Consider the following 11,966-nt stretch of genomic DNA (forward strand, 5'->3'; position numbering starts at 1 on the left):
TTGTGAGAGGTGATTCGCTGTCCAAAGCGTCACCCCCCTACTCTAACTGCTCCCGCCCATCGGTCAAGCAAACATGCTGACAACGCGATTCAAACGAAACCAGAGCCCGAAGCCAGAGCCGTTCACGCATGGATACCACCGCCACGCTTCGCCCTTAAAATCAATCAGAAAAGGGCGAAAGCTTAAACAAGACGGTTTGCCTGAGGATTTAGGCTTGCTGGAGTGCTGCCTGAGCGGCAGCGAGCCGAGCGATTGGCACGCGGAACGGGCTGCAACTGACATAATTCAACCCGACCTTATTGCAGAATGCGATCGAAGCGGGGTCACCACCATGCTCACCGCAAATGCCAACCTTCAATTGTGGCTTCGTGCTGCGGCCTTTTTGGAAGCCCATTTCGACCAATTGGCCCACACCGCTGGTGTCGAGCGATTGAAATGGGTCGACTTCCAAAACGTCTTGAGACAGGTAGTCAGGCAAGAACGTGTTGACATCGTCACGGCTGTAGCCGAACGTCATTTGGGTCAAGTCGTTCGTACCGAAGCTGAAGAAATCGGCATACTTTGCGATCTCGTCGGCTGTCAAAGCAGCACGTGGAATTTCGATCATCGTACCGATCAAAATATCGAGCTTGCCCTCGAACTTCTTAGCCTTCTTCGTGGCCTCGATCGTGTCTTCGACTTTGCCGCGAAGAAGTTCCAACTCGTTGGCCGTACCGACCAGCGGAATCATGATCTCAGGCTGTGCCTTGATCTTCTTCTTCGCACAATTGATAGCTGCTTCCACGATCGCTTGAACTTGCATTTCAAGGATTTCAGGGAACGTCACAGACAATCGACATCCACGGTGACCGAGCATTGGGTTCGCTTCATGCAACGCTTCGACGCGTCGCTTGACGTCCTTCGGTTTCAGCCCCATCTGTTTGGCAACCGTACCTTGACCGGCTGTATCGTGAGGCACGAATTCATGAAGCGGTGGGTCAAGCAGCCGAACCGTGACAGGAAGTCCGTTCATCGCTTTGAAGATTCCTTCGAAATCTTTGCGTTGATGAGGCAACAACTTCTTAAGAGCCGCACGGCGGCTGTCCTCATCGTCCGAAAGAATCATTTCACGCATATCGGTGATTCGATCGCCTTCGAAGAACATGTGCTCGGTACGGCACAACCCGATGCCTTCGGCCCCGAAGTCGCGAGCTCGTTTGCTGTCAGCGGGGGAATCCGCGTTGGTGCGAATCGCCATCGTACGGTATTCGTCGGCCCACTTCATCAACCTGCTGAAGTCCCCCGAAAGTTTTGGCTCTTGCGTTTCCACTTCGCCCGACATCACTTCGCCTGTCGTTCCGTCAAGGCTGATGACATCATTGACACCAAACGTTCGTCCAGCAACCTTGATTTTCTTGCCTTTGGCGTCGATATCGATTTCACCCGCGCCTGCGACACAGCACTTACCCCAACCGCGTGCGACGACGGCCGCGTGAGAGGTCATCCCGCCAGTACTCGTCAAAATACCTGCGGCGGCGTTCATGCCGTCGACATCCTCAGGACTGGTTTCTTTTCGAACCAAAATGACTCGGTTCCCGGCATCCGCTTCCTTGCGGGCGTCTTCGGCGGTGAAAGCCAATTTGCCGACGGCAGCACCAGGCGAGGCAGGCAATCCGCGACACAAAACGTCAGCCGCGTTACGAGCCGTTGGCTTGAAGCTCGGCAGAAGTAGCTGAGTCAAATCGTTCGCGGGAACTCGCAAAACAGCCGTCTTTTGGTCGATCAGCTTTTCTTTGACCATATCGCAAGCAATCTTGACTGCCGCAACACCCGTTCGTTTGCCCGTACGCGTTTGCAGCATATAGAGCGTGCCACGTTCGATCGTGAACTCGATATCTTGCATTTCGGCATAATGATCCTCGAGCGTTTTTTTGATCGCAATGAGCTCTTTGTGAACGGCTCGGTTCCACTTCGGCATTTCGGCAACCGGTTGAGGAGTCCGAATACCGGCGACAACGTCTTCGCCTTGAGCATTGATAAGGAACTCGCCGAAGAACTTGTTCTCGCCCGTGTTGGGGTTGCGAGTAAAGGCGACTCCGGTGCCCGAATCGTCGCCCATGTTTCCATAAACCATCGATTGAACGTTGACCGCAGTACCGAGCAATCCGCGAATGTTTTCAATTTCACGATAACGGACGGCGCGACTTGTGTTCCACGAACCAAAGACGGCCATGATCGATTTTTCGAGCTGGACCATTGGGTCTTGTGGGAATTCTTCGCCAGTGTGCTTTTTGTATACCGCCTTATAGTCTTCACAAAGTTGCTTGAGACCTTCGGCGGGGACATCGGTGTCTTCGTTGACTTTGTACTTTTTCTTGACCGCATCGAAAGCGGTTTCGAAAACATGGTGATCCATACCAACAACAACGTCGCCGAACATGTTGATCAGGCGGCGATAGGCATCGTAGGCGAAACGTTCGTTTTTGGTCGCTTTGGCCAAGCCCTCGGTCGCAACGTCGTTAAGACCCAAGTTCAAAATCGTGTTCATCATCCCAGGCATGCTGACGGCAGCACCACTGCGGACACTAACCAAGAGCGGATCGGAATCGTCACCGAACTTTTTGCTCGTCTCTTTTTCCAGGGTTTTGACAGCGGCATTGATCTCGTCGCTAAGCCCCGCAGGCAATTTTTCGCCAGCCTTGTAATAGAGATCGCAAACTTCGGTGGTGATCGTGAAACCAGGAGGGACGGGCAGTCCGATGGAAGTCATTTCGGCTAGGTTGAGACCTTTTCCACCGAGAAGTGATTTTTCAGCACCTTTGCCTTCGGTCTTGGTTTTGCCGAAGTAGTACACCATTTTTGGAACGGATTTTCCGTTCTTCGCTTTTTTTGCCATGACTGATTCTCTGTATTTCTTTACTATTCTCTAGGGTGATTCGCGAGGAATCGAAGATTGAAAGGAAGAAGGGTATTGGGGTTTCGGAGCGGTCGATCGATGTGAGAAGACTCAAAAGACGCCTGTTAGCCGTCAAACTTTATTTGTAAATCCAGATCGGGTCAATGAGTGCAACCAAAAAGCCCCGTTTCGTTGGCCCCGCTCTGGGGTGCTCTCTGCCACCAGGACCCGATCCGCACGCGGTTAACCGAAAGCCAGCAAATTAGATGAGCCAAAGGACGGTTCGACCCGGCGAAGGCTTCATTGTTTACGATTTGACCCTATAATATCCCGGTACCCAATAATATCCCGGTACCCAATCCCGATACTCTGCTTCTCAAAGTATCCTTCAACACTTGCTCTCAACAAAAACAAACAAAAGTCACCAGCGCGATGCGTACTGAACTCAACGAAAGCGGTGAACGGACACGGTCACAATGGCATCGGCGCCTCCGGCCATTTGTTTTTCTTCTTTTCCTAGCGGGGTTATTCACTCCTCTTCCCGCCGCGGCGGCGGATCAGGATACAAACGAAGAGTCCACGCGGGTTAAAGAGGGCTATTTGCTCGACATCCCGAACCCTTTGACATCGGGTTCCGTCGCCGACCTCCTCGCGCGGCTTGGCCGGTTGTCTGAATCAGCCGACGAGAATGCCCGCGTCACGGTGGTACTTCGCTACCCGATCGATAGCGACTCGGGAGGAACGATCCACTTCGAAGATGCACTGCGATTGGCTCGGGCAATGACCCAACCAGAGTTGCGGCGGATTCGCGTCGTGTCTTGGGTTCAAGGAACGGTGGAGGGCCATTTGACTCTGCCAATCCTTGCATCGGATCTATTGGTCGTTTCTCCCTCGGCCGTGATTGCCGATGCAACGAAAGACGAATCGTCGGCGGATGAGACGATTGAGGCGAGTTATCAAACGATCGCGGCTCGACGTGGCTTGTTTCCACTACCCGTTGTCACCGCCCTGGTCGATTCGGGAGCCGAATTGGCGATGGTTTCGAAAGCCGATGGCAACGAGGTGTTTGCCTCGGGCGACGAACTCGACCGTTTACGATCGAGTGGCCAAGTCGTTCGTGAAACGATTTGGTCGTCCGCCAATGCTCCCCTGCGAATGGACGCAAACCGGCTGCGTTCGGCCAGGATTGCGGCGGGCATTGTTGAATCCCCAGAGGCCTTGGCGGAACTGCTCGATCTGGCCGCGCTCAACTCACTCGATCGCAGCACGTCATCCGGCGATCCCAAGGGGATGCTGCTAGAGATCGTTGGCTCTATCAACGATAGCCGTTCTCGGCGCTGGCAGAGCAATTTGTCGTCAACTTTGGAATCAGGCGATATCAATACGTGGATTATCTCGATCGATTCGCCAGGAGGAAACCTGAACCAAAGCGCGACCTTAGCGGGTTGGTTCTCGGATCCGGAACCTCCGCTACAAACGGTTGCCGGTTTTGTGCAAGCCGAAGCGCGTGGCGATGCCGCGTTGATTGCGGTGTCGTGCCGACCGTTGTACATGCGTGAAAGCGCTCGACTCGGTGGCCCAGGCGCTCAAGCGATCGACGCCACCGATGTACGGCGAAATGATGAACTGATCGAACAAATTGCTCGGACCACCAAGCGGCCCTCCGCACTGATTCGCGGTCTCCTCGATCCATCGCTCGAGGTTTATCGTTATACGAACCGCAAAACGGGACGCATTCGCTATGCAACGGCAGAGGATTTGCGAGCAGAGGAAGTGCTCCGAGGGGGCGACGAACTTGCTGGAGGCGATGAAGCCAACCAAGATCGCTGGCAGCGCGGCGAACGGATCGAATTGGGCAACGGATTGTCCGCCTCCGAAGCGATCTCACTCGGGTTGGCCGATGCCGAGTCCGCGTCACTTGACGATGTTTCGCGGCGAGTCGGGTTAGCAGAAAAGCCGCCGTTGGTCTCCGATCGAGGCCTCGTCCGCTGGGTCGAACGATTGGGACGCAACCAGGGCTTGGCGTTCCTGCTGTTGTTCATCGGGTTTGCGGCCTTGTCGACGGAAGCGAACGCGCCTGGACTCGGGTTCCCCGGGTTTATCGCAGCGGTCTGTTTCGCGATCTACGTTTGGATCAAGTTTTTGGCAGGCACGGCGGAATGGCTCGAATTGCTGGCCTTTGCACTCGGGTTGACCTTCATTGCGATCGAGATTTTTGTCATACCCGGCTTTGGCGTTTTTGGTGTTGGCGGGTTGGCGATGACGATCTTGGGGATCGTCTTAATGAGCCAAACGTTTGTGCTGCCACGAAATGTGTATCAGGTTGAGGTTTTGACGCACAGCATTTGGGTGGCGCTCGGTGCCGCCATTGGAACCGTGGCCGGTTTCTTTGTGATCCGCATGATGATGCCACACATTCCTGTACTGAGTGGATTGGCCATGGAACCGCCCGATTCGCAGAAGGTCAACGAAGCGGAAAAACTTGGCGACTACGCTTATCTTTTAGGTCAAAACGGCATGACGACGACTCCGCTGCGGCCATCGGGAAAGGCCAAGTTTGGGGAGGCGACGGTTCAAGTGATTAGCGACGGAAGTTCCATCGGTACGGGTGAACCGGTCCGAGTCTTCGAAGTGCATGGGACCCGCGTTTTAGTCGAAGCGGTCGAAGAGACTCCGGCCGAGCAAGTGAGTCGCGAAGAGGCCTCGGACGTCTGATGCCACTCTACTACGCCTACGCTTTACTTGCGGTCTTCTACGCCTTGCTTGTTCTCGAGTTCATGATCCCCAGCGGTGGGCTAGTGGGCATCGCGGCGGTGGTCATCGTCGTCGCTGCATTGGCAGTGGCATTTACCCACAGCACGACCGCTGGCGTGACGCTACTGATGCTTGTCGCGGCTACGACGCCGCTCGTCTTTATTGGCGTCATTCATGTCTGGCCCCATACCCCCATTGGCCGACGGATCTTGAATCGGCGACCGGGCCAGACGTATGACGGTCGTTCGCAAAGAAAACTTGCGGACGGCACGCCCCTCGACGAACTGGTCAATCAAAGAGGCGTTGCGAAGACCAATATGCTGCCGAGCGGCCTGATTCTGATTGATTCGAGACGGGTCGATGCCGTCAGTGAAGGCATGGCGATCGACGCAGGAACTCAAATCGTCGTCACAAAAATTGAGGCAGGAAAAATTCACGTGCGCCCGCTGAGCGTCGAGGAGATCTCGGTCGTGGAAGAACCCCAACAGCCCAGGTCGCCCGACAGCCTCGAAAACCCTCCAGAAAACTTTGATTTTGACGCCCTCGCTTGACATCGTAGTCTCTTGCCGGGACATTAGAGGGTGGCCGAACCACGTATTCCTAGAACGCTGCCTGGGAACACCATGGCTGGAGGCTCCCCGTTACAAGGCGGGAGCCGTGTAGCGAGTCGTTGCGCAACAACGAAAAGACGGTCCCCTCTGACATTTCGAGTCTCTTGCCGGGACACATTCAACACTGATGGAACTGCGATCCGATGTTACAACATGCACCTGCACTCGATGACGCTGGCCTGAGCATTGGCTTGTTTGGGCAACAACTCCCCGACGCGACGATGCCTCTGCTCGTGGGCGCTTTAATTGTCTTCGGTTTTCTGTTGGTCATGTTCTTTATCTTTGCAAGCTATTTTGGGTTGTGGATTCAGTCCCAATTAACAGGTGCCAAGGTATCCTTTTTCAATTTGCTGGGGATGACCTTTCGAAAGGTCAATGCTCGCTCGATCGTCCGCAGCAAAATCATGGCGACGCAAGCAGGTTTGGATGATCCAGAGATCACCAGTGAATCACTTGAAGCTCACTACCTCGCCGGGGGCAACGTCCAACAAGTGATTCGGGCGCTTGTCGCAGCCAAGAAAGCGAAAACGATTTCACTGACGTTCCGAGAAGCCACCGCCATCGACTTGGCAGGCCGAGACGTCCTCGAATCAGTGCAAACGAGCGTCTATCCCAAAGTCATCGATTGCCCGCCAAGAGGTGCCGTCAAACCGTCGCTCGATGCCGTTGCCAAAGATGGAATCCAACTCAAGGTAAAGGCACGCGTGACCGTCCGAGCGAATCTGCAACAATTGATCGGCGGTGCTACCGAAGAAACGATTATCGCTCGCGTGGGTGAAGGGATTGTCAGTGCAATTGGTAGTGCAGCCAATCACAAAGCCGTTTTGGAAAACCCCGATGTGATCAGCAAGGCGGTCTTGGCAAAACGACTCGATTCACAAACTGCCTTTGAAATTGTATCGATCGACATTGCGGATATCGATGTCGGTGCGAATATCGGAGCCCGCCTCCAGGCCGATCAAGCCGAAGCAGACACGCAGGTCGCTCGAGCGAGAGCCGAAGGAAAACGCGCGTCAGCGGTTGCGGAAGAACAAGAGATGCAGGCCAAGATTGAAGAGAGCCGAGCAACGTTGGTACTGGCACAAGCCTCCGTGCCCGAAGCAATGGCGGAAGCCTTTCGAAGCGGCAATCTACACATTTTGGATTACTACAAGCTGCAAAATGTCAGTGCCGATACCGAAATGCGAAAATCGATTGCGGGCAGTAGCCGCGGTGCCGTCGAAACCAACTACGACAAACCGTAGCAGTGAAGCGGTAAATCGCTTTAGGGTAGTGGATCTTGTTAAAAACCCTCATGCACAGGGATCTTTAACAAGATCCACTACCGAAACACTTCAAACCACCAACGAATTGATCCGACATGGCAGGTGACCTCGAAGACTTCTTACGCCGAGCGGCACAGCGGCGGCAAGCGAAAGCGGGCGGTGGCAACGCGCCGGCCGGCGGTCGAACTCAGCAACCCCAACGACCGCAATCGCAACAACCCCAACGACAAACACCCCAACGACAAACACCCCAACGACAGAAGCCCCAACGACAGAAGCCCCAACGACAGAAGCCTCAGTACAGCAACAGTCGAACCGAACGTGTCGCTCGACCGGTTGATGAAGAGATTGTCGTTGCCGAGGTGGTCGAAGATGTCGATAGCCAGTGGAATCAGCGCCGCCGCAAGATCGAGGATGCGAAAAGGGCTGCGAAGCAGGCAGAACAAGAAGCCGCTCAAGCGTTTTCAAAGTTGAAAAGCCCAGCGGGCACTCAAGCGTTGCCTGCTTCGAAAAACGAGAACTCAAAGGTTACTGGGTTCACCATCGAAGACCTGGTTCAAGTGCTTCATCGGCCCGGGGGGATGCAACAAGCGGTCCTGCTCCGCGAAATCCTTGACCGCCCCGAGCACCGCTGGTAGGCGGGCTAGCTATTCATCGTTTTCCATCTGCTCCTGACGCAGCCTTTCTCTGGCCTCATAGTCTGCGATTTGAGTATCGTCCATCTCGACCACCGTGGGATCACTACTGCCCCCGCAACCGGTGAAGTTGGACACGACGAACAAGGAAACCATCGAAACCAAAACAAGATATTTCATCAAACGTATTCCAGCAATTGTGTGAAGTGATGCGTATTCGACATGGCGACTTTTCGCAAGTGCGCCGGGACGGGCGCGAATGCCCGTCCTCATTGTTAAACGAGGGGAACGCTCTGATAAGAGAACGAACGACTAGAATTCCTCGCTGATAACTTCCTTCGAGGACCTGGTTCCAAGAGCCCCCCACAATCCGTAAGGACTCCGCGAACCGGGTGCTGTCGCATTTGAGCCACCCAACCAGACGTTACCGCTGCTCGACGACCCCGCTTCGATCGAGTCGGTCACAAACCTGACCGCCCCGTCGCCCATCAGAACGTGGCAGCCACCCGGGTGTTGACTCGACATGGTTCCCGTGATCGTCAAACCGATCGGATTATTCGCGCTGCATATTTCCGAATTGGGAGGCAAAATCGTCAGGCAGCCACTAAAAATGGTAGTAGCATCCGCCCAGCGATATCCTCGACCTCCGTCCGGTTGATCAGCGGCATCCGTTGCCCAAAATTGAGGCCGGCTGGGATCGAGAGACTCACGGCACACAGTCGGATTGTCGCGTATTGCCTCGATAGAGGCATTATTGTTGCCAAGATCCACATTTCGCACCGCCCCTCGAGAATCAGTATCCCCCATATAGGTGATAACTTCTCCCATCGCAATCGTATTGGACAAGCCATCCATGCAGTCTCGGAACTGTGTCTTCTGGAAAAGCTTGAAGACACCACGAAGTGATGCCGCGGTTTGCGAGGCGGCCTTATCCGCACTGTTGAATAAACTCGTATGCCGATACATCGACGTACCCCACGACGAATCACCTAAGCAGGCAGCATAGTTGGTCCTTCCCAACGCGGGGCGTCCTTTGCCCGGATCGCTGGGACAACGGTACCCAGGCATTTCGGTGACCCAAGGGTCGTAACTTGCATTTTCAGGAGTTGGCCCCATCGCAGGAAACGCGTTTCCGTTGTAGGGATTTGAAATCGTTTCCCAAATCGCCTGCTGCTCCACAAACGGTAAAATCCCCACCAGCATGCTCAGTCGAGAATTGTTATGGAGCGCTGAACTCGCATATCGATGCGTCATCCCGACAGGATCGGAGGAAACAGTACCCGTCGTCCCCGAACCATGCGTTGGCAACTGCGCGAACGCAGAGTGGTAATTGTGGATTCCGAGCCCAATCTGTTTGAAATTGTTGCTACAACTCATCCGCCGAGCGGCTTCTCGGGCGGCTTGAACGGCGGGGAGCAACAATCCCACTAGCACGCCAATGATTGCGATCACGACGAGCAATTCCACCAACGTAAAACCGCTGTATGACCTAAACTTTTTCTTCATCATTCGATACCTTTGATAAATGAACGTAAACGGTGACAGCTACACCCTGTCAAACTCTGTAAAGATGTGTCACGGCTGGATTCTATCTCGGGAGCATCGGTCGAAATATCGTGTCTTTATACGACACAGTGAGTTTTTCAACCTTTAGATCACCAAGGAAAGAGACAGATCAGCCCAAGACGGGGCGGATCAGGTAAAGCCAAATCTCGCATGGAAGAGAAAAAGCAAGGGGGGATACCCAAGAGCAGACCTTTGATGCCAGCGTCTGGAGATGACTGGCTTGCGTGGTCCTGCGTCGAAACGACGCGTCACTTCAGAAAGCGATCCTAGCCCGGATGATTCATTAGCCGTTTTGCCGATAGCGGCCTGCTGATTTAATCGTTTAACGCTTAGCCGAAGGCGTCAGCTTTTCCATAAGCGGTCGCCTATGGCTTGGCGTTAAACAATCAGTCGAGTCAAACCGATTAAATCGACAGCCCGCTAACGCCAAAACGGCTAATACGCAGACTGTTTTTCGAGCAATGAACGTAAACGCTTGAAGGCGTAGACGTTAGCAAAACAATTTGCAAGCCCATGAATCATCCGGGCTAGCGAGGCTGGGGTCGTGCCGAGCTTGTTATGAACCTTGGGTCAACTCACTGGCCTGCGAGAGAGAACGCAGGCATTATTCCGACTGAGAAAGCATGCGGTGGCTTCGACATTTTAGTCCGCTGTGATAGCCGCGACTAAGTTGCTATCACGCCCCCATTCTGCGGAGCAAACGCTATTGCTCCTGTCCATTTTTGAGGCTTGAGGGTCTACATCCCTTCTTCCTTGAGTTCTTCCCTCATCGCAGCGGCTCGTCTTTCGACACTCGCGGCGCGTTCTTCAATCTGATCTTGAGTGACCTCCATCACTTCTGGCTCGGAACCTCCGCCACATCCAGACAACAGTGGCAACGAGACGAACGCGATCAATCCGATCAATGGTAATAGTTTCATAGGGGGATCTCCGTTAAAATACTGACGTAAAAGACGCTGACCGCGTAAAAGCGATCAGCGTTACAATGGCTACCGGAAACTGAAAGTGTCTTAAAAATCTTCGTCGATCACTTCCTTCGCAGCCCGCGTGCCGAGCGCTCCCCAAAGCCCATAAGGGCTCGGGGCACCGGCGGTGTTCAAGAAGATGTTGCCAGCCGTAGAATCCCCGGCCTCGATTGAGTCCGTAACGAATCGAACCGCACCATCGCCCATCAAGACGTGGCAACCGCCCTGATGCTGACTCGACATCGTTGCGGTGATAACGGTATGGTACGCGTTGGGACGCCCACATATTTCGGCGTTGGGGGGGAGTATCGTCATCACGCCCGTTTGGGTCGCCGATGCATGAGCCCACTGATACCCGCGATGTCGGTCCGATTGACTGGCTTGGGGAGCATCGAGCCAATAAGTAGGCCGCTCGGGATCGATCAAGCCGCGGCACTGCAATGGATTCTTTCTTGGCCAAAGAAGCCCCTTGCCGTTGCTCCCAAATATATCATCACCTGATACTGCTCCACGCTTGTCGCTATCTCCCAAGTAGGTGATGATTTCCCCCATCGCGATCGTATTGGACAAACCATCCAAGCAGCCGCGGAAGCGGGTGCTATAGTGGAATCTGAACAAACCACGCTGCGCCGCCTGAGCATGCTCTCCGAAAACCGCTTCACTGTCGTCCACAATGGGATGCTTCACCAATGAACTACACCATGTTGAGTCACCCAAACAAGCCGCGTAGTTGGTCCGACCCAACGATGGAAGGCCGGAACCTGGATCACTGGGACAGCGAAACGTTGGGAACTCCGTTCGCCAGGGTTCATACGCCAAATTTTCTGGTGTTGGCCCCATGGCTGGAAACGTTGCGGAGCCGTCATTGTATGGATTGGAAATAATTTCCCAGGTGGGCTGTTGCTCAATGAAAGGCAGGATGCCCACAAGCATACTGAGTTGCCAGTTGTTATCGGTGACGGAATCCTGCCAGGTATCGTCCCAAAAGATACGACTTGAGGTGCCGCCGGCCTGCATAGGGAGCTGGTTGAATGCCGAATGGTAATTGTGAATTCCGAGTCCAATCTGCTTGAAGTTGTTGCTGCAACTCATTCGCCGAGCTGCCTCGCGAGCCGCCTGAACCGCCGGCAGTAACAGTCCCACTAGGACCCCAATGATTGCGATCACCACGAGCAATTCCACCAATGTGAAACCGTGATCTGACCTAAACTTTTTCTTCATTTTCAATACCCTTAAGAAAAGACGTAAACAGTGATGATGGCATCTCGCCACCCCCATAGCGGGATACGCTACTC

The 11,966-nt window shown here is 54.1% G+C and carries 9 protein-coding genes; 4 read left to right on the forward strand and 5 right to left on the reverse strand.

What is annotated here, in order from left to right; translation table 11 throughout:
* Window positions 1-208 precede the first annotated feature (208 nt).
* A complete protein-coding gene (gene ppdK, locus Q31b_RS05720; protein ID WP_146598616.1) occupies window positions 209-2,875 on the reverse strand; it encodes a pyruvate, phosphate dikinase in 2,667 nt (888 codons plus the stop codon).
* 432 nt (window positions 2,876-3,307) lie between these two features.
* Here ppdK and Q31b_RS05725 point away from each other — a divergent pair, with 432 nt between their 5' ends.
* The 4 genes from Q31b_RS05725 to Q31b_RS05740 all read left to right on the forward strand — a co-directional run bounded on the left by Q31b_RS05725 (window position 3,308) and on the right by Q31b_RS05740 (window position 8,143).
* Window positions 3,308-5,590, forward strand: coding sequence for an NfeD family protein (locus Q31b_RS05725; protein ID WP_146598617.1), 2,283 nt, complete (start codon window positions 3,308-3,310; stop codon window positions 5,588-5,590).
* A complete protein-coding gene (locus tag Q31b_RS05730) occupies window positions 5,590-6,180 on the forward strand; it encodes an NfeD family protein (protein ID WP_146598618.1) in 591 nt (196 codons plus the stop codon). Before Q31b_RS05725 ends, Q31b_RS05730 begins: the two co-directional genes overlap by 1 nt.
* A gap of 281 nt (window positions 6,181-6,461) precedes the next feature.
* Window positions 6,462-7,484, forward strand: a complete 1,023-nt coding sequence (gene floA / locus Q31b_RS05735) for a flotillin-like protein FloA (protein ID WP_261343839.1) — start codon at window positions 6,462-6,464, stop codon at window positions 7,482-7,484.
* Between the two features lie 116 nt (window positions 7,485-7,600).
* Complete coding sequence (locus tag Q31b_RS05740; protein WP_146598620.1) at window positions 7,601-8,143, forward strand: hypothetical protein; 543 nt, start codon at window positions 7,601-7,603, stop codon at window positions 8,141-8,143.
* Between the two features lie 9 nt (window positions 8,144-8,152).
* Here Q31b_RS05740 and Q31b_RS27935 read toward each other — a convergent pair whose 3' ends face one another.
* The 4 genes from Q31b_RS27935 to Q31b_RS05755 all read right to left on the reverse strand — a co-directional run bounded on the left by Q31b_RS27935 (window position 8,153) and on the right by Q31b_RS05755 (window position 11,892).
* The gene (locus Q31b_RS27935) at window positions 8,153-8,320 is read right to left on the reverse strand and encodes a hypothetical protein (RefSeq protein ID WP_197171019.1); all 168 of its coding nucleotides are present in this window, start codon (window positions 8,318-8,320) and stop codon (window positions 8,153-8,155) included.
* A 132-nt stretch (window positions 8,321-8,452) separates the two neighbouring features.
* The gene (locus Q31b_RS05745; protein WP_146598621.1) at window positions 8,453-9,649 is read right to left on the reverse strand and encodes a DUF1559 domain-containing protein; all 1,197 of its coding nucleotides are present in this window, start codon (window positions 9,647-9,649) and stop codon (window positions 8,453-8,455) included.
* 794 nt (window positions 9,650-10,443) lie between these two features.
* Window positions 10,444-10,626, reverse strand: a complete 183-nt coding sequence (locus tag Q31b_RS05750) for a hypothetical protein (protein WP_146598622.1) — start codon at window positions 10,624-10,626, stop codon at window positions 10,444-10,446.
* A 90-nt stretch (window positions 10,627-10,716) separates the two neighbouring features.
* Window positions 10,717-11,892 (reverse strand): DUF1559 domain-containing protein, encoded by a 1,176-nt coding sequence (locus Q31b_RS05755; RefSeq protein ID WP_146598623.1) that lies wholly within the window; start codon window positions 11,890-11,892, stop codon window positions 10,717-10,719.
* Between the last annotated feature and the right edge of the window lie 74 nt (window positions 11,893-11,966).

Source organism: Novipirellula aureliae, assembly GCF_007860185.1.
GTDB lineage: Bacteria > Planctomycetota > Planctomycetia > Pirellulales > Pirellulaceae > Novipirellula_A > Novipirellula_A aureliae.